13 protein-coding genes are annotated in these 19,613 nt (G+C 45.4%); 9 read left to right on the plus strand and 4 right to left on the minus strand.

The annotated features are described in order from the left end of the window. Nucleotides 1-6 precede the first annotated feature (6 nt). On the minus strand, nt 7-273 hold the full coding sequence (locus P3C17_RS03730; RefSeq protein WP_300928163.1) for a DUF3081 family protein: 267 nt from the start codon (nt 271-273) through the stop codon (nt 7-9). An 81-nt stretch (nt 274-354) separates the two neighbouring features. Here P3C17_RS03730 and P3C17_RS03735 point away from each other — a divergent pair, with 81 nt between their 5' ends. From P3C17_RS03735 to P3C17_RS03750, 4 genes are all read left to right on the plus strand, one after another. Then, on the plus strand, nt 355-954 hold the full coding sequence (locus P3C17_RS03735) for a hypothetical protein (RefSeq protein WP_300928164.1): 600 nt from the start codon (nt 355-357) through the stop codon (nt 952-954). A 132-nt stretch (nt 955-1,086) separates the two neighbouring features. Next, entirely contained in the window at nt 1,087-2,790 is a 1,704-nt protein-coding gene (locus tag P3C17_RS03740) for a M28 family metallopeptidase (protein WP_300928165.1), read from the plus strand. A 61-nt stretch (nt 2,791-2,851) separates the two neighbouring features. After that, the gene (locus P3C17_RS03745; protein WP_300928166.1) at nt 2,852-4,477 is read left to right on the plus strand and encodes a M28 family metallopeptidase; all 1,626 of its coding nucleotides are present in this window, start codon (nt 2,852-2,854) and stop codon (nt 4,475-4,477) included. A 160-nt stretch (nt 4,478-4,637) separates the two neighbouring features. Further along, nucleotides 4,638-7,262 carry a hypothetical protein gene (locus P3C17_RS03750; protein ID WP_300928167.1) on the plus strand — a complete coding sequence of 875 codons (2,625 nt, stop codon included), beginning with the start codon at nt 4,638-4,640 and terminating at the stop codon, nt 7,260-7,262. A gap of 165 nt (nt 7,263-7,427) precedes the next feature. On the opposite strand, the gene P3C17_RS03755 is transcribed toward P3C17_RS03750, so the two are convergent. Next, entirely contained in the window at nt 7,428-8,309 is an 882-nt protein-coding gene (locus tag P3C17_RS03755; RefSeq protein ID WP_300928168.1) for a LysR family transcriptional regulator, read from the minus strand. Nucleotides 8,310-8,450: 141 nt separating this feature from the next. Here P3C17_RS03755 and P3C17_RS03760 point away from each other — a divergent pair, with 141 nt between their 5' ends. The 5 genes from P3C17_RS03760 (at nt 8,451) to P3C17_RS03780 (ending at nt 15,244) form a co-directional block, all read left to right on the plus strand. Beyond that, entirely contained in the window at nt 8,451-9,125 is a 675-nt protein-coding gene (locus P3C17_RS03760; RefSeq protein WP_300928169.1) for a type 1 glutamine amidotransferase domain-containing protein, read from the plus strand. A gap of 64 nt (nt 9,126-9,189) precedes the next feature. Next, nucleotides 9,190-9,642 carry a DMT family transporter gene (locus tag P3C17_RS03765; RefSeq protein ID WP_300928170.1) on the plus strand — a complete coding sequence of 151 codons (453 nt, stop codon included), beginning with the start codon at nt 9,190-9,192 and terminating at the stop codon, nt 9,640-9,642. Between the two features lie 89 nt (nt 9,643-9,731). Next, the gene (locus P3C17_RS03770; protein ID WP_300928171.1) at nt 9,732-10,049 is read left to right on the plus strand and encodes an antibiotic biosynthesis monooxygenase; all 318 of its coding nucleotides are present in this window, start codon (nt 9,732-9,734) and stop codon (nt 10,047-10,049) included. Between the two features lie 276 nt (nt 10,050-10,325). Next, on the plus strand, nt 10,326-13,154 hold the full coding sequence (locus P3C17_RS03775) for a TonB-dependent receptor (protein ID WP_300928172.1): 2,829 nt from the start codon (nt 10,326-10,328) through the stop codon (nt 13,152-13,154). Between the two features lie 221 nt (nt 13,155-13,375). After that, nucleotides 13,376-15,244, plus strand: coding sequence for an EAL domain-containing protein (locus tag P3C17_RS03780; protein ID WP_300928173.1), 1,869 nt, complete (start codon nt 13,376-13,378; stop codon nt 15,242-15,244). 67 nt (nt 15,245-15,311) lie between these two features. On the opposite strand, the gene P3C17_RS03785 is transcribed toward P3C17_RS03780, so the two are convergent. After that, nucleotides 15,312-18,407, minus strand: coding sequence for an efflux RND transporter permease subunit (locus P3C17_RS03785; protein ID WP_300928174.1), 3,096 nt, complete (start codon nt 18,405-18,407; stop codon nt 15,312-15,314). A 55-nt stretch (nt 18,408-18,462) separates the two neighbouring features. Beyond that, the gene (locus P3C17_RS03790; RefSeq protein ID WP_300928175.1) at nt 18,463-19,581 is read right to left on the minus strand and encodes an efflux RND transporter periplasmic adaptor subunit; all 1,119 of its coding nucleotides are present in this window, start codon (nt 19,579-19,581) and stop codon (nt 18,463-18,465) included. Nucleotides 19,582-19,613: the final 32 nt, after the last annotated feature.

Here is a 19,613-nt window from a genome sequence, read left to right on the forward strand (position 1 = left end):
TCAGACTTATTTGGCCTCTATACGTTTTAAGCGCTGGATAAACTGTTCTATATGTTCTTCATCTTTTGCATCTATATGATATTTTTGATGAAAACCTAAAGTGACAGTCACCTGATCAGCCACAAAATATAAATCGTAGCCATCAAAGCCGCTGGCAATAGTCATACCGTCCAGCTCAAACCCTTTGCCAAAAGGCGTGTCCACTGGCTTGCCCTGTTGTTCCACTTTGCTGAATACTTTCATCAGCAATTTTGCATCTATTAAGTTTTGCATCCGATTTTCCTGTTGTTGTGGTGCTTTGCGTTTTTGCCGTTATTAAAGGTATAGTGCGGTGACTAAAAAAGGAGTCCACTGATGCACATAACTAAAAAAACATTACTTATCAACACCTTTACCTTAGCAGCCACTTTTATGTCTTTGTCTGTTGCTGCGGCACCAAGTCCGGCACAGCTGCAGTTTTTTGATCAATTAAAATCGCTTTGTGGTAAAGCTTTTGCCGGTAAAACCACGCTGGATAATCAGCCAAGTGCGGCTTTTAGCGGCGATATGGTGATGCATGTGCGCGACTGCAGCGACACACAAATTCAGGTGCCTTTTGTGGTGGGTGAAAACCGTTCACGCACCTGGATTATTACTAAAACTGCTGATGGTCTTCAATTACAGCATCAGCATAAACATGAAGATGGCAGCGATGACATCTCCACTATGTATGGTGGCCATACAGACACTCCGGGCTGGACTGAAGCTCAAAGTTTCCCTGCTGATGATTATTCTAAAAACCTGTTTATCAAAACTAAAATGCCACAGTCTATCGGTAACACCTGGCATATGTATTTATACCCAAATGAAAGTTTTAGCTACCGTTTAACCCGCGAAGGCCGTGAATTTCGGGTCGACTTTGATTTAACTAAAGCCGTCGCCTTACCAAAAGCGAACTGGGGCGCGGCTAAATAAGCTGTTTTAACGCCATTCGCCTTTAACGGGGCAAAAGCTGCGACCACTGATCTGGTGTGTCGCAGCTGTCTTGGTTAGTATCGAAGAGTCCGTTTATATAGATAAACAAAACAATAATAATCCGGGAGTGTTATGAGACCACAATTTTGGTTTTCAGCCACAACGCTGACCATGATGGCCGCTTTAACCTTAACAGCTTGTTCTAAACCAGCTGAACCAGAGCAAAGCGCGACCACTGCAGCAGTTGAACCAGCCAAAGCCGCCAGTGCTTTGATGGGGACTGAGTTTAACTCAGCGTACAAAGACTACTTAAAAACTCTGGCTTCTGATGAATTTCAGGGCCGTATGCCTGCCACGCCGGGCGAAGAAAAAACTATTAACTATATCTCAGAGCATTTTAAGCGCATTGGCTTAAAGGGCATTAATGGCGATAGTTACCTGCAGCCTGTATCTTTAGTGCGTATTGATCCTAAAGAAGTGTCTGGCATGCAACTGTCGGGCGACAAGCTGAACACAGAGCTGAAATACAAAGAACAAATGATGGCCTGGACCACGCAAGTGACTGAACAGGTTGAAGTAAAAGACAGTGAACTGGTGTTTGTCGGTTACGGCATAGTGGCACCGGAATACAACTGGAATGACTACGAAGGCCTGGATGTCAAAGGTAAAACCGTGGTGATGTTTGTGAACGATCCTGGCTTTGCCACTAAAGATCCAAATCTGTTTAGTGGCAATGCCATGACCTATTACGGTCGCTGGACTTATAAGTTTGAAGAAGCGGCCCGTCAGGGTGCTGCTATGGCGCTGGTTATCCATGAAACTGAACCTGCCTCTTATGGTTGGCAGGTTGTAGCAGGCGGTTCACCTACGAAGTTTGATTTGATTAATGCCAATAAAAATATGGATAGATCAAAAGTAGAAGGTTGGCTGACCACTGAATCGGCTCAACAACTCTTTGCTGCTATGGGCACCGATATTGACACTATGCGTCAAAAAGCGCTGAGTAAAGACTTTACAGCTGTGCCTATGGGAGTGAAAGCTTCGGTTTCAGTGAAAAATAATATCAGTGAACTGACGTCCAACAATGTAATGGGTTATATCGAAGGCTCAGAAAAACCGGACGAAGTGGTGCTTTATATGGCGCACTGGGATCACTTAGGGGTGGATTTCTCCAATCCAAAAGACAAAGTGTTTAATGGTGCACAGGACAACGCCAGTGGTACAGCCGCCATCATGGCCTTAGCTGAACATTTTGCGAAAGCGCCTAAACCAAAACGTTCAGTGGCTTTCCTGGCTGTTACGGCTGAAGAGCGTGGTTTATTAGGTTCTGCCTGGTATGCACAAAATCCGGTGTTCCCACTGAACAAAACCGTCGCAGGCATCAATATGGACGTGATGAACGTCTATGGTCCGATGAAAGACATGGTGGTGGTGGGCTATAACAACTCAGAGCTGGAAAGCATTCTGACCAAATACACTGAACAGCAGGGCCGTTATGTGGCACCTGAGCCAAGTCCTGAGCATGGTTCTTTCTACCGCTCAGACCACTTCAATCTGGCCAAAGTAGGGGTGCCAATGCTGTATGCGAAAGGCGGCATCGACAGCTTTGAACATGGTAAAGAGTGGGGCGCTGCTCAGAAGAAAGAATACAACGTCTGTTGTTATCACAAAGCCGCTGACGAATTTAACGACAGCTGGGATTTACGTGGTGTGCAGCAGGATATGAATGTGTTTTATCAGGTAGGTGCTGATCTGGCGAATTCAGAACAGTGGCCAAACTGGTTTGAAGGCCGTGAGTTCCGTGCAATTCGCGACGCGTCTCTGGCAGCGAAATAAGGTTAGTAAAAGACCATAAGGCAGAGCATTGACTCTGCCTTATTTTTTTAAAAGGAAATCTATGAATAAGTTAATAAGTGCTCTGGCGTTGGGGCTGGTTTTTAGCGCCGTTGCCGCAGAGCCTGCATTAGTACAAACCGACTTTAACCCTAACTTCTCCCGCTATTTTGAAAAGTTAGCGTCGGATGAAATGCAAGGCCGGGCTCCTGCCACTGAAGGTGAAAAGCGCACAGTGGCCTATCTTGAAACTGAGTTTAAGCGTTTAGGTTTAACTCCCTATAAAAACGGCAGTTACCGCCAGGCTGTGCCTGTGGTGCAAATTGACCCTGTGGCTGTGTCTGGCATGACTTTAACAGGGGATAAAACTGCGGCTACTCTGGGTTATAAAACCGATATGATGGCCTGGTCGACCCGTATGTTGCCGGAGATTAAGCTTGAGAACAGCGAAATGGTATTTGCCGGTTACGGCATAGTAGCCCCTGAATACAACTGGAACGATTACAAAGATTTAGATGTAAAAGGCAAAACAGTGGTCGTGCTGGTCAATGACCCGGGCTTTGCCACTCAGGATGCCAAGCTCTTTACCGGCAACGCCATGACGTATTATGGCCGCTGGACTTACAAATACGAAGAAGCGGCCCGTCAGGGTGCAGCTATGATACTGATAGTGCACGAAACTGAAGCCGCCAGTTACGGCTGGAACGTTGTTGCAGGCACCAGTCCTATACGTTTTGAACTGGCCAATGCCAACAAAAACATGCACAAAGCCGAAGTGGAAGGCTGGTTATCACTGGACGCCGCCGAGCGCTTATTTGCCGCCAATGGCAGCAGCTTAAAGCAGATGAAAGAGCGTGCTTTAAAGCCTGACTTTAAAGCTATACCACTGAATGCCAAAGCCAGCATCAGTATCAAAAACAACCTGCGCGAAATTGATTCCAACAACGTGATAGGTTTTATTCCGGGCAGTAAAAAGCCGGATGAAGCTGTGATTTATATGGCGCACTGGGACCATTTTGGTCTGGATTTCAGCCGTAGCGACGACAAGATTTTTAACGGCGCACAAGACAACGCGGGCGGTGTGGCGGCTTTATTAGCGCTGGCTGAAAAGTTTAAGCAAGGCCCGGCACCAGAACGTTCTATCGCCTTTCTTGCGGTCACAGTAGAAGAACGTGGCTTATTGGGTTCCGCCTGGTATGCAGAAAACCCGTTGTTTCCGGTGAATAAAACTGTGGCCGGTATCAATATGGACATTATGAATGTCTATGGCCCTATGCGGGATGTGATGGTGTTTGGTTACGGCAGCTCAGAGCTGGAGCCTATACTGGATAAATACGCTAAACAGCAAAACCGTTATATTGCCCCTGAACCTACACCACAGGATGGTTTTTATTACCGTTCAGACCATTTTAATCTGGCGAAAAAAGGTGTGCCTATGTTGTACGCCCGTGGTGGCATCGACAGCGTAGCCCATGGTAAAGACTGGGGCTTACAGCAACGTAAAAACTACGTCACAGATTACTACCATAAGGTCAATGACGAGTTCGATCCTAAATGGGATCTACGAGGTTCACAGCAGGATTTATTTCTGTTTTATCAGGTTGGCTTAGAAGTGGCAAACAGCCAAAGCTGGCCCAACTGGTTACCTGGAAAAGAATTTAAAGCCATCAGGGATAAATCGCTGCAGTAGTGATTTGTTTTTGTTAACAAAAGCCGGCCTTAGTGCCGGTTTTTTGTTAAGACTTACTAACTACTATCTACAGCGCGATTGAAAATACGTTAGCATGTAGTTAGTTTTATTTTTTAAGCTATTTGTAAGTTACTGATCCAGTGAAACTAAAGAGGTGTGTATGTCGTTGTTCTGGAAAGGAGTCTTAGTGGTTGGATTGTTGAATTTATTTATTGCGCAGTCATTTTCTGCAGAAGTTCAACGACAGACCGTATTCAATGCTAGTGATATTGATGGCTATAGCCTGACTCAGGCTAATCGTCTTTGGTTTTTATCAAACAATAAGTTTATGGAAACTGAGTTTGTTAACGGCCAATGGGTGAATCTTCGCTTTATCGTGCCCGATGACAGTGAGTTGCCGTCGAAGTATATTTATGATTTTGCCGTGACGGGTCAACATTTATGGACGATCGAACAGGACAAAATTACCGCTTTTGAACTCTCGGAATCTACTCCTTATATAAAAAATGCGGTAGAGCTGCCACTGGCTTACTCTGTGGGTGAACGTGCAAATATGGTCGCTGCGCTTGATGATTCTGGTGTTGTAAGTCATGGAGCAAACCAATATGTAAACACTGTATCGGTTTTCACTTTAAGTGACGGTCAAATCAGACTTCAGGAGCTGGATCCTCCGCGTTGTGGTTTTCCAACAAACTTTCTTATGACCAGCCAATGGCTGGTCGTGGACTGTGGGTCGAATGAAACTGCAATTTACCGTAAAAATGGTTTGAATTACCAGTTCGAGACAATTCTTGAGGTCGAACCTCTTTATTTAAATCCAGATAGCTCAGCTTTGGTTGTGTACGATGCTGGATTATTCAAAATGATCACCTTAGATCTATCAACTCTGACAGAAATTAGCTCAGTTTCTTCAATTGCAGCGGTTTATCAGAACTCCACAGATTCGTTGTTTCTGGTTGATAAATATGAAAATCAAGAGCCCTCAGCTACCAGACAGGTTATCCGTTTGGACAGCAGTGGACATCTGATTGAGCAATTTAAGTTTTCATCTTTTAATAGAGCTGTCGGGTTAATCGACTATAAAGATTTTTCATCTTTTTTACATAAAGTCGGTGACAGGATCTTTATCGGTTTTGATGAATGGTTGAAAGCCCCTGATTCAGACCTTTATGACTTCAGAGGAAACAGCTGGCAGCACAAGTTGGGAGTCTCTAATCATGTGTCTGAATCCTTTCCTGAAGTAAATGCTGTTGTTTTTGGTGGATTCACTAAACAAATCTGGTTGAATGACTCATCCAAAATGCCTGTTGTTCGTGGTTATGCGCAGTTAATGACTGCTGATTATGAGCAAGTGAATATTGCTGCAACTGCTTATCATCAATACAACTGGTGGTTTGCAGGTATTCGTCACAATACTTTGTACTTGGGGTTATGGACTCCGGAACAGCAGTTCCGACAGATAGAAGTGCCATACCCCCATGGCTTTAGCTCCAGTATTTACGACATGAATTACTTCGAACTTGAAGATACATTACTGCTGCACACTTCAGATGGGATTTTCATAAGTTGTTCAAATGTCAGTAACTTTGAGGCATCTAAATGTCAATCGCTACTTTTGCCGGAGCAGATGCAATACAAAGTGGCAACTAAACATGGTTTGCTGGTTTACCAAAAAGAAGCCAGCGAACCAAGGTTTACCGCTTCTATGTTCGCTTTAACTTCTTCTGGCTTACAGCAAAGCTGGAGTGTTGCTCTGACTGAGAAACAGTTTGAAAGACCACCTCTTTTTTATGTGAAGGATAAAGACCTGGTAGTGGGCCAGAAAGCTCAAATACGACTATCTGATGGAACCGGAACTTTTGTGGAGACTTCTTCAAGCCCGAATTTATTCGGCGATTGTCTTTTCCTGGGGCGCACAGATATTTTATGCCACAGCAATGGTTTTGAGTTCTTCAGATTTAACGAAAACTATACTATTGCTCTTGCCATAAGACCAGGCCAAAATTCGTCACTCGTAAATTTGGGAGGTTCTTTACGTCATGCGACTCAAGACGGTTATGTATTGACGTCATCGGAGGACGAACTCGTATGGCATCGTCTGGATCTGCCGGAGATTTATTTCACCAGTGATGACATAGTGGTTGACGCCATTCAGGGCGAGAAAATTACATTAGATTTGAACAATCATCTGACATCGTTAACTGGGTTCGTTGTAAATGCAGATGAAACAGCCATTCCTAATCTGGGCAGTCTGCGTTTTCTTGAGCCTAAAACTGGTGATGCACGCTGGCCACTGAATACATCAAACGATTTAGCTCTTTATAATCCAAAAATCTATCTGAATTTCACCTTCAGCAAAGATATGTGGGATTTAAGTCTACCCTATGAATTTTCTTTGCGTAATGTAAATGATGCGCCAAGAATTAAATCGGGGCAGCTGATTAATAATCTCGATATTGGAGACATTTATGTCCTAGATTTTTATGAAGTATTTGAAGACATCGACAGGGATACTTTGAGCTATCAAGTGTCTGAATTACCAGTCGGTTTTATCCGTGAAGGAACTCAGATTATGGCTACACCTACTTCGCCGGGAAGTTACAAGTTTTCTATTACTGCTACAGACCCTGCTGGTTTATCTGTCAATGCGGATTTTTCAGGGGTTATTAAAGGTAAAGAAAGTAATAACTCAGCTGATAGCTCAGGTGGAGGGGGATTCGGTAGTTGGTCTGTTTTATTTCTCTGTGCTTTAGTATGGATAAGACGTTCGACGATGAAGTTTTGATCACTGCATTACGCAAGAGTTAAGTCAGATTAACCATCTTTTGCCAATGAGATCATCTGACCCCATTTGTTTAGGAAAAGAGTTTAAAGCGATACGTGATAAATCGCTGCAGTAGTAAGTTTTGGTCTAACACAAGCCAGCCTCAGTGCTGGCTTTTTTATGGACTTACTCAGCCCAATCTGCAAAATGTTGCACTAAATAATCAATAGCCAGCCTTGCCCGCAGCGGTAGAAATCGTTTGTTTTGGTACACAATCCAGCTATTGGCGCCTTTGCCCCAATATGCTTCCAGCACAGGAACTAAGCGGCCTTGCTCCACTGCAGCTTTAAAGCTACTTTTGGGCATATAGGCAATACCTAATCCCCGCTCTACAGCCATTACAACGGCGTGCGCATTATTACTGCGCCAGCGTCCGCTGACTTTGATGCTTTCCGCAGTGCCGGCATTATTGAACAGCCAATGATCATTGTTGGAAATAATGCATTGATGGTTTTTTAAATGAGCTGGTTCTGTGGGGACACCATGTCGCTGCAGATAATCCGGGCTTGCGACTGCCATCATGGGCCTGTTGGCCAGTTTTCTTGCTACCAGATTAGAGTCATTTAACTCGCCATAACGAATAGCAAAATCAAAGCCGTCATCGACAAAATTTACCATGCGGGTATTAAAATCCATTTCAATGGTCAGGTTGGGGTGTTGTTCGGCAAAAGACATTAATACCGGAGCGACAAATTGCTCGGCAAATGGCCCGGCACCGCTGACTCGCAAAGTACCACTGACCTGAAATTGCTGGGAGCTTACCTGTTCATTGGCTTGCTCCAGCCCATTGATCAAATCTTTGCACTGCTGATAGTAGGTCAGTCCGGCTTTGGTTAAGCTGATTTGGCGGGTAGTGCGGGCGAGCAAGGCTGAGCCTAAACGCTGTTCAAGCCGGGATACCTGACGGCTGACATGACTGACACTGCATCCTAGCCGTTTTGCTGCGCTGGAAAAGCCCTGCCCTTCAGCCACAGCCACAAATTCAATTAAACCTTCAAAGCTATCCATTGCTGGCTCCTCGTGTGGTGGTTCTTTATTGTTGCTGTACAGCAAAGATGATTTGCCATATTACCTAATTATCATCTTATGGGAAAAGAAATAAACTGCTTCCGTTGTCAAAACATCAACTGTTAAACAAAGGAAATCATCATGAAAAAAGTACTGATAGTTGTCACTAACCATGCCACTTTGGGCACCACTGACAAAGCCAATGGCACTTATTCCCCTGAACTGACGCATGCTTTGCATGTGTTTATGCAAAGTGGGCTGGATTATGAAATTGCGTCTATTCAAGGTGGCAAAGCGCCGATTTATGGCACTGACATCGAAGGTGATGAAGTGAATAGCCAGATTCTGAGTGATGTGAATTTTCAGAATCAGATGAATAACACTGTGCCTGTGCATCAGTTGAACATCGAAGACTACGACGCCATTTTTTACCCTGGTGGTTTTGGCTTGTTATCGGATCTGGCCAGCAATGAAGAGTTCGCTAAGCTGGCCGCATCTCACTACGAGAAAGGCGGGTTGATCGGTGCCGTATGTCATGGCCCTGCAGCTTTATTGCCAATTACCTTAAGTTCTGGTGAAAAATTGCTGGCAAGTCACATTGTCACTGGTTTTACCCGCGAGGAAGAAATCGACTACGGCACTATTAATGATATTCCATATTTAATGGAAGAATCTTTAACTCGCGCTGCTGCGCAATACCGCAAAGTGCAGCCTTGGCAGGTGTTTGTGATTGAAAGTGGCCGTGTTATTACAGGCCAGAATCCGGCTAGTGCTCATGATGTAGCCAAAGCCATGGTTAAACAATTAAGTCATTAAATGATCCGAGGTTCCGCAGCTTAATTGACGCGGAACCTCCCATTGAAACCTGGAGTTTAAAGTCATGGCGAGCAATTTGTTGTTTCCAACCCTGATGCTGACAGCTGGCATAGGTATACCAGTAATGGCGGCGTTAAACAGCCATTTGGGGGCTAAGCTTGGCAGTTCTGCATTGGCGACTGCATTGTTATTTTTTGTTGGTTTTACTCTGTCATTTGCGTTTTTGTTAAAAACAGAAGGTGTTTCAGGCAACATATTTCGCGCCAATATCCCCTGGTATTTTTATCTGGGAGGATTGCTGGTGGCCTTTTATGTATTAAGTGTCACCTGGGTGGCCCCTCAGTATGGCGTAGGCAACGCTATTTCTTTTGTGCTCTTGGGGCAGTTGATTGCCATTAGTTTAATTGATCATTACGGGCTTTTGGGGGCGCAGCAATCCTTGTTAGACGGCAAGCGTTTACTGGGTTTAGCCATGATGGTGTCTGGCGTGTTCTTAGTGATAAAACGTAGTGCCTGAGGTTGGATTCTGCTCAACAGAAAGGCAGCCTGTTCCATGCAAAACCTTAGTGTTTTACTAGATAGTTGTGCATTTTTAAGGAAGTTGAGATGACAAAAGTTTATGTCACGGCGGAGTTGTTCGTTCAGCCCCATTGCATTGAAGAAGCGAAGTTACTTTTAAGCCATTTGGCTACTAACTCTGTGCTGGAGGATGGCTGCGAAAGTTATGAAATACTGGCCTGCACCACAGATCTGAATAGATTGTCTACCTGTGAGTTATGGTCAGATAGCCTGGCTGAAACAGCACATTGGCAGACAGAGCATGTGAAAACAACAGTAGAGCTACTACAGGCTTTGTTACAGCAACCTGCTGTCGTTAAAAAATACAGCCGGGTGCAAAATAGTGTTGCTGCCATTTTACTATGACAGTTGAAGGTAAGCTCACTTACTGTGCTGCGAGATAGCGGCGGAGTCGCTCCGCTGCTATCGGTATCGCATTTCCCCGTGTTTTCCTGAGTTTTATTCCCCCTTTTTCTGATATTCCCGGAAATTGAACCGCCAGTTTTTTCTTCATCTCTTAGTTGACAGTCTATTAATCATACAATAGCATGATTTGAGAAATGATAAAAAAAATGCCTCGAAGGTCTGTTGTGTTTTGACCGGGAAGGTGTAATAAAACCACGACAAGGGGAGAAGAAGCTCATGTTTAAGCGATCCGTCTTAAGCAGTGCGGTGTCTATGGCTATTGTTCTGATAAGCCAGTCAGTTACCGCAGCGCAAGAAGATAACAAAGTAACAGAAGTAGAAATTATTGAAGTCAAAGGCATACGTGGAAGTCTGAATAAGGCTTTGGGCGTAAAACGTCACAACGAACAAATAGTCGATGCCATAGTGGCTGAAGACATAGGTAAGTTTCCGGATAATAACGTGGTTGAGTCCTTGCAACGTGTTACCGGTGTGCAAGTAACCAATCGTGCTTCAGGCGAAGTAGCTGCAGTCTCAATCCGTGGTTTAAGTGATATCACCACGACGGTCAATGGCCGCAATATTTTTACCGCCTCGGGCACAGCTGTGGCTTTGCAGGATATTCCTGCCAGCTTGCTGAAGCAGGTTGATGTGTATAAAACCCGTTCTGCCAGTCAGATTGAAAGTGGTATTGCAGGTTCTATTGATGTAAAAACCCACAGACCTTTTGATTTTGACGGTGCTAAATTCATTGCCAATACCCGTGGTATTTATACTGAACAAAATGACAAAGTGAACCCAACCTTCAGCGCGTTAGCCAGCAACAACTGGCAGTTGGATTCAGGCCATTTTGGTGCTTTGGTGAACATCTCTTATTCCAAAATGCAGTACCGTGACCAAAGTGTCACTGCAGGCGCTATGTTGCCTTTTATGACGGCAAACCCCACAGCACCTTTTACCCCTTATGAGCGTATTTTTTTAGATAAACCTGGTGTGGCCGAAAATCCAATTTGGCAACCCGGCTTGTTGGCAGGTTTACCTTCCAATGAAGGCGCCACTTTGGATATTAATGGTGTGGCGACCCCTTATATGCTGAGCCGTGACGCGGTATTCCAAAGCGATTACACCGGCAAGCGTGAGCGTCCTGCTGCGAACATTTCGCTACAATTTGCGCCCAATGAAAAATCAGAATACGTGTTTGAGTCCTTTTATAACGGTTTCCGTAATGAAGGTTTTAACAGTCTGCTGTTTTCATTTGCCGACTGGTGGGGCGGTTATGGCGGCATGACACCAGCTCAGGCCGCTGCTGCCGCTAATGTGCAGTTGCATCCAGGCACGAACATAGTGAAGTCGCGTTCTGTGAACGACCCATGGGTCTTTACCAGTGGTGATTTAGCCACAGGTAAAACCGACAGCTATTTGCATGCTTTGGGTGGTAAATGGGAGTTGTCAGATTATATGACGTTGAAATCTGAACTGGTGGTTCAGGACAGCGAATACAACAGCGATTTTTTTGCGATGCGTTTTGTTCGGCCTGGTAATAACTACAAACTCAATGTCGACTTTAATGAAAGTGGTGGTATTCCGGGTTTTAACTTTGAAGACAATCCGGCGACAGCTGGCATGGATGAATCCAGTATGGCTGATCCATCTGCTTATCTGACAGACGGTATGTACGACAATGCCAATAAGGATGAAGGTGATGCGGTGACCTTTACCTCAGATTTGGTGTATCGACTGGATGGCTTCTTTACTACAATGGAAACCGGTGTGCGTTATGACAAACGGGGTGCAACCACCTCGTTCAGTCGTCAGGACCGTTGTTGTGGTGGTGCTGTCAATGTTGGAACTCTGGATGGTTTGGCTTCGATCAACAGTGGCTTTATGGATGGTGAAGCCAATGTCCCTACATCCTGGGTAGCTGCTAATGGTCATCATATTCGTAACAATGCCGACCAGTACCGTGCTATGTATGGCATGAATAAGCTGGATTTACAGCGTTCTTTTGATATAGACGCCACCACTTTGTCTTTGTATTTGCAGGGTAAATTTGAAACCGAAGTCGCAGGTCGTGCATTAAATGGTGAAGTAGGAGCCCGTTATACAGGTATAGATACGGATTCCACCTTTTATCAGGAAACTGCACCGGGCACAGTACAAAACACCACGGCGGGTGAAAGCAAAACCCGTAAAATTCTGCCAAGCTTGTCGGCCCGTTATCAGTTGACCGACGACGTGCAGGCCCGTGTTGCTTACACCGAAACTTTACGTTATCCGGGCTTTGGTGATTTAAACCCGCTGATTATCTATAACGAAGACGTCACAGGCATAGGTTATGGTACTGCTGGTGGTGGTAATCCTGATTTAAAACCAACAGAATCAAAAAACTACGATCTGTCGCTGGAATGGTACTTTGCCGACTCCAGTTCATTGTACGGTACAGTATTCAGACGGGATATTGATGGCTTTGTTGTAGGTTTCCGCCGTTCAGTCACAGCGCCAAAATCTGCTACTGATCCAACACCTTACAAATTTGTATTAACTCAGCCGTACAATGCCTCTGAAGGTGAGTTATCTGGTGCTGAAATTGGTTTGGTCTGGTTCCCTTCCTCTTTACCTGAAGCTCTGGATGGTTTTGGTGTGCAGGCCAGTTATACCCGCTTGTCTTCCTCACAAACTACACCTGATACCAACAGTGAAGGTGAGATCACAGGCTACAGAGATACTGACCTGTTTGGTGTGTCTGATTCGTCCTACAGTGTGGTGCTGGCCTATGACAAAAATGATTTAGGCATGAGATTGTCGTATTCATGGCGTGAAGGTTTCTTATCGAACTATGAAGCCGCATTGTTTGCTAACCCGCTTGAGATGCGTCGTAAAGCAGAAGCCAGTATGGACTTTCAGTTAAGCTACAAACTGACAGAACAGTTTGAACTGACACTGGATGGCACCAACCTGACCAATGAACTCTATCAGAGCTACTACGGTAATAACGCCACTACAGGTAACTTTGGCACCTCTTTATACAGCCGTACCTTTGCCTTAGGTGTTCGCTACAGCATGTAATTATCGACGGTTAGCTAGACTTCAAAACACCGGACTTAGTGCCGGTGTTTTTATTCATGCAGGAAAGCGGTGAAGCCTTTTGCCTAACAAATTAACTACGCCTTGACTGTATTAATTTGTAATCAGTCTGGTATTCTGGACGTCCGGCCTGTTGTTGCAGGTTTTATCGTTTTACTGGGAAATGATAGCAGGATGCTGGTAATACAGAGACAAGGCAGAATATGAAGCAGTGGACCTTATTCAAATTTGCAGCGGGCTCTGATATCACGGCTTTAACTGCAACACAGCTAAAGCGACTGAAACAAATTGTCTGGATATGTTTGCTTGCAGTGATCTGCGGCTCGGCTGTTTCTGGCCCTAAATCGGCCACTATTTTGCTGGCGACTGCGGTAGGCTTAGTCTGTATTTTAATCTTGTTGCAACAGCGAAAAATCCGTTTTGCCATTGGGACCTTGTTGTGGCTGCTGACTTTAATGATCTGCAGCTTGATCAGCATCAACTCAGGTATTTTTGATTTGATGCTGCTGGGCTATCCGCTGGTGCTGGCTTATGCGGCTATGTACAGTGGCCGGCGTTTTTATCTGCTGTTATTTGGTTTTATTCTGCTGTTTTGCTCTTTTCTTGCTTTGGCCTCTTTGTATGGCTGGATCTATTTCAGGCCTACAGTGCCCACGCTGAATACCTTTATCACCTTAAATCTTTTGTTGTTAGTCAGTGGTTTTACCATGAGGCTGATAGCTCGTGATACCAAAGATGTGCTGCTGCAGTTAAAACAAGAAAATGAACGGGTGGTGAAATCTCAGCTGGAAATTCAGCGTTTGGCTCAGCACGATCCGTTGACGGGTCTGGTGAACAGAACTCAATGCGAACTGGGTTTTCAGCGTGCTGTGGCGGCCAGTCCACTGCAGTCCGTGGCTTTGTTATTTATTGATTTAGATAATTTTAAACCTATTAACGACGCCTTGGGTCATCAGGCTGGAGATGAAGTATTAAAGCAACTGGCTATTTTGCTGCAAAGCCAGTTGTCAGAGCAGGATGTGCTGAGCCGTTTTGGTGGTGATGAGTTTGTGGTGATTATAAGTCAGTGGCAAAGTCCGGCAGAGCTTGAACAACGCATTCAGAAGTTACTGCACAGTTGTCAGCAGGAGTTTGTAGTGCAGCAGCATAACGTCCAGTTGTCAGCTTCTATTGGCGTCACCAGAGCTCCGCAAGATGGGACTGACTTTCATCTGCTGTGCAAAAAAGCGGATACGGCTATGTATCAGGCGAAAAAGATGGGGCGTAACAGATTTTGCTGGTATCACGCTGACATGGAGCAGCAGCAGTTGGACAAATTCAACCTGATGATGCGCTTGCGTGTTGCGGTAAAGCAGCAGCTGTTTACTGTGGCTTACCAGCCAACCTATGACTTAAAAACCAATCACATCAGTGGGGCTGAGGCTTTGTTGCGCTGGTCTGATGCTGAATTAGGAGTTGTCTCTCCTGATGTATTTATTCCTCTGGCGGAAGAAACTGGGTTAATTCAGGAACTAGGGCTTTTTGTACTGCAAAAAGCCTGTGCTCAGGTAAAGCTATGGCAAGATTCAGGTTTTCTTTTAGGTATAGCGGTGAATATCTCTGCCATGCAGTTTAAACAAAGTGATTTACCTGCAGTAGTGACACAAGTGCTGGCAGATACTGGTTTAGAGGCGCATTGGCTGGAGTTGGAACTGACCGAGTCGGTGCTGATTGATGATACTGCTTTGGTGAAACAACAAATTGATCAGCTGTCTGCTTCGGGTGTGCGTTTTGCCATTGATGATTTTGGCACCGGCTATTCCAATCTTGGCTATTTAAGCCAGTTTAGTCTGAACAGTTTAAAAATTGACCGCTCTTTTGTTGCCCGTATTGGTCACAATGAAAAAGACTTAGCGCTGGTCAACGGCATTATTCAACTGGCAGCCAGTTTAGATTTACATACTGTGGCCGAAGGGGTAGAAGACAAGCAAAGCCTGGTGTTGCTGCAGCAGGCGGGTTGCCGTTGTGCTCAGGGCTACTTATGGTCAAAAGCTGTATCAGCACAAGAATTTGAATCGCTGTTAGTCCAATAAAAATGGGGTCAGATCACATTAGTTATGCGTAACTAATGTGATCTGACCCCATTTTCATGTTTTGATTTTACGCTGGTTTCACCTGATGATCTTCTTCATCATCTTCGTCCATCACCTTGTCATGGCTGTGATCTTTGGCAATCAGCATATAGACCGAAGGTAAAACAAAGAGTGTCATAAAGGTACCTATGGTCATACCTAGCACCAATACTATACCTATGGAATTACGGGCTTCAGCGCCTGCACCTTCAGCAAATATCAATGGTGTGTGACCGGCAATAGTGGCGAAGCTGGTCATCACTACAGGGCGTAAACGCAGCACTGAAGCTTCACGAATCGCATCTAGTTTACTCCTGCCTTGTTCTTGCAGTTTGTTGGCAAATTCCACCACCAGAATACCGTTACGCGCTATCAAACCCACCAGTGTGACTAAACCCACCTGCGAATAGATATTCAGCGTACTGGTAAAACCGTCGGTGAAAAATGGCATAGGAGCCGGGATTTTCAGGAAGGTGAAGACCAGCGCACCAAACAGAGCCAAGGGCACTGAACCTAACAGAATGACGATAGGATCGCGGAAGCTGTTGTACTGAGCCGCCAGCACCAGGAAAATCATAGTCACAGCCAAAGTAAAAGCGGGCAGGAAGGTATTGCCTTCACGTTTTAACTGGCGCGATTCACCGGTGTAATCAATAGAGTAACCACTTGGCAGTAACTTCTTCGCTTCAGTTTCGAGGAAGGTTAAGGTTTCATCCAACGGCTTTATCGTCACACCACTGATTTTGACGGCGTTGAGCTGCTGCATACGATTGATGCTGCGTGGCACAGTGCTGTGGCTCAGGCTGGCGATTTGATCGACTCTGATCATCTGGCCTTCAGGGCCTTTGATATAGAGGTTGGTTAAATCATCCGGCGTTAAGCGCTCCAGACGTTTCACCTGTGGTATCACTTTGTAGCTTTGGCCCGACATATTAAAGCGGTTCACGTAACCGCCGCCTAATAAGGTGCCCAGGTCCTGCACTACATCGCGCATATTCAGGCCTAAATCGGCCACTTTATCGCGGTCAATATTCAGCTGATACTCGGGCTGATCTACTTTCATATCAATCAGCTGGAACGGGAACATACCACTCTCACGCATCACTTGTTCCAGCTTCAGCGCATAGTCGTAAATCTCTTTTGAATCCGCAGTAGAGGCAATCACAAATTCAACCGGGAAGTTACCACCGCCTGGTAGGGCAGGAGGAGTAATAGGTAAGATCCGCACACCGGAAATTTCCGCCAGTTTCTGTTGCACTTCAGGCATCATTTCAAAGACGGTACGTTCACGTTCAGCCCAGGGTTTAGTCACCATGCCGCCAAAACCACCAGTCGGGAAAGTGATTTGGAAGGTAAAGTCGGTTTCTGGCACAGACATAAAAGCTTCGTTGACGTATTTGCCATAATAAGACGACTGATCCACTGTAGCATTGGCAGGCGAGTCGACTATGCCAAAAATAACGCCCTGATCTTCTACCGGCGCCAGTTCTTTCGGTGACATGCTGTACAAGGGTACACAGAGAGCCATAATGCCAAACCAGAACACATAGACGCCAATTCTGTTGTTTAAGGTGCTTTCGAGTTTACGGCTGTAAAAACCCTGGAATTTATTAAAAATACCATCCAGCGGTGCTTTGTTGCTGGTATGAGGCTTTAACATGCGGGACGCCATCATGGGCGACAGCGTAATAGCCACCACAGCTGAAATAGTCACAGCGCCAGCCAGGGTAATAGCAAATTCGCGGAATAAAGTACCGGTTAAACCGCCTTGTAAACCTATAGGCACATAAACCGAAATCAGCGTCACTGTCATCGCAATAATAGGGCCACCTAATTCACGGGCTGCGACTAAAGCGGCTTTAAAAGGTTTCAGGCCATTTTGAATATGGCGCTCAATGTTTTCTACCATAACGATAGCATCATCGACCACCAGACCAACAGACAGAACTATCGACAATAAGGTCAGCAGGTTTAAGGAAAAGCCAAAGACTTTCATAATAAACATGGCACCAATCAGCGACAGCGGAATAGCGATGATAGGAATAAGCACGGAGCGACTGAAGCCTAAAAACAGGAAGATCACCACTACAATAATCAGCAGGGTTTCGGCCAGTGTTTTCACCACATCGTCTATAGCGGCTTCAATGTATTTAGTGGCGTCGTAAGAGACTTCACCAGTTAAACCGCTTGGTAATTCAGCCCGGATTGCCTCCATCTCTTTGGTGACTGCTTTAATCACGTCCAGCGAGTTGGCATTGGGTGCAACAAAGACGCCCATAAAGACGGCGGTTTCGCCTGAATAGTTGACGTCTGTATTGTAATCGTCTGCGCCAAGTACAACGTCGGCTACATCAGACAAACGCACTATGCCGTCGCCATTCTGACGTAAAATCATGCGTTTAAATTCGTCGACGCCTTTCATGTCTGTGTTGGCGCGTAAATTTACCTGAGTGTAAGCACCACGGGTTTGACCAATAGTGGCCTGCACATTGTTATCGGTCAGTGCAGTACGTACATCAGAGGCCGTGATGCCTAAAGCCGCCATACGCTCTGGTTTTAACCAGACTCGCATAGCAAAAGTACGGCCACCTAAAATGTCGGCCTTTTGTACACCACTAATGGCAATTAAGCGCGGCTGCACAGAGCGGCTTAAAAACTCAGTGATCTGGTTCTGCTCCAGAATATCCGAACTGAAGCTTAAATAAGCTGCTGCGAACTGACTGTCCGCCGCTTCAATGGCAATAGCAGGTACTTCGGCTTCAGGCGGCAAATCACCGCGCACCTGATTCACCTTGGCACTGATTTCCGTCATGGCTTTCAGCGGGTCATAGTTCAGATGCAAATGCGCTGTCACTGTCGACACGCCCATAGTGCTCTGAGATTCGATGTAGTCGATACCACCGGCTGAGGCGATAGCACGCTCTATAGGCGTGGTGATAAAACCACGGACTAAATCAGCGTTGGCACCTATATAAGCTGTGGTAATTTTTATCACAGCTATGTCTGAACGTGGGTACTGTCGTACCGTCATATTGCTCATCGACTGGAAACCAGCCAGCAATATCAGCAGGCTGACCACTATGGCCAGCACAGGCTTTTTAATAAAAATATCGGTAAAGTTCATAATCTGCTCATTGTTAATGGCTGGTGATCAATGATTTTGGATATGGCGTCACATATCAGGTATCAGCTGGTGTTGGCGCAGCTTTAAATTCTGGTGGCTGAGTTTTACTCAGTACCACAGACTGGCCATTAAACAGCTTAAATGCACCTGCGCTCACTACCTGGTCGCCGGCTTTTAAGCCATCAACCACTTCAACAAAATCGCCACGTGCTTTGCCTAAACGGATAAATTGCTGGCGAGCTTTCAAACCACCTTTATCATCTTTTTCCACTACAAAGACAGTGTCACCAAAAGGAGCGTAAATAATGGCTGTGCTAGGCACCACCAGTAGCTGATGAGGCTCTGTTAAGGTCACAGTGGCAGAGACTGCCATACCCGGGATCAGTACATCAGTGCTGTTGTCTAAAATCGACTGCACTATGACATTACGGGTGTTGGTATTAATTTCTGCACCAATGGCACTGATTTCACCTTTGACTATCACTGCGCCGTCACCCACAGACACTTCTACAGGTAAACCTTTAGTAATTTGCGTCAGCCAGTTTTGTGGCACTGGGAAATTTACCCGCACTTTGTTGGTCGCTTGCAACGACACTATGGCGGTGCCTGTTTGTAAGTCAGTGCCTAAGTCCACCTGACGAATACCAATGCGGCCATCAAAAGGGGCACGAATGACTTTTTTCTGCAAAGTGGCTCTTAAGTTGTCCACTTGAGCAGAGGCGCTGTCGAGTTGTTGTTTGGCGTTGTCTAACTCACTTTGAGTCGCGATATTAGTGCGGCGTAACTGCACCAAACGGTCATAACTTGTTTTGGCTAACTTTAAACTGGCTTCAGCTGAGCGCAACTGAGCTTGCTCGTTAGTGGCCTCCTGCTCAATCAGCACTGTACCTGCAGTGACTTGTTGACCATTGCTGAAGCTGATTTTTTTCACCCGGCCCGGTACTTCGGCGGCAATAACAATACCTTCGTCGGCCAGCACAGTACCTATGGCGTTGTAGGTATTAGGCCAGCTTTGTTGTTCTACACTAAAAGTACTGACATATTCTGGTGGAGGTACAAAAGTTTCGCCTGATTCGATCATGGCTGCAATCTGACCACCTTTGACCCCTGCAAGTACCATAAACACGCAGATCAGGCCAAGAACGGCAAATAAAATGGATTTAAATCTTTTCATAACAGTGACCAGATTAAAAAGTTAATAGAGAC

It is taken from the genome of Rheinheimera sp. 1928-s (assembly GCF_029269265.1).
Classification (GTDB): domain Bacteria; phylum Pseudomonadota; class Gammaproteobacteria; order Enterobacterales; family Alteromonadaceae; genus Pararheinheimera.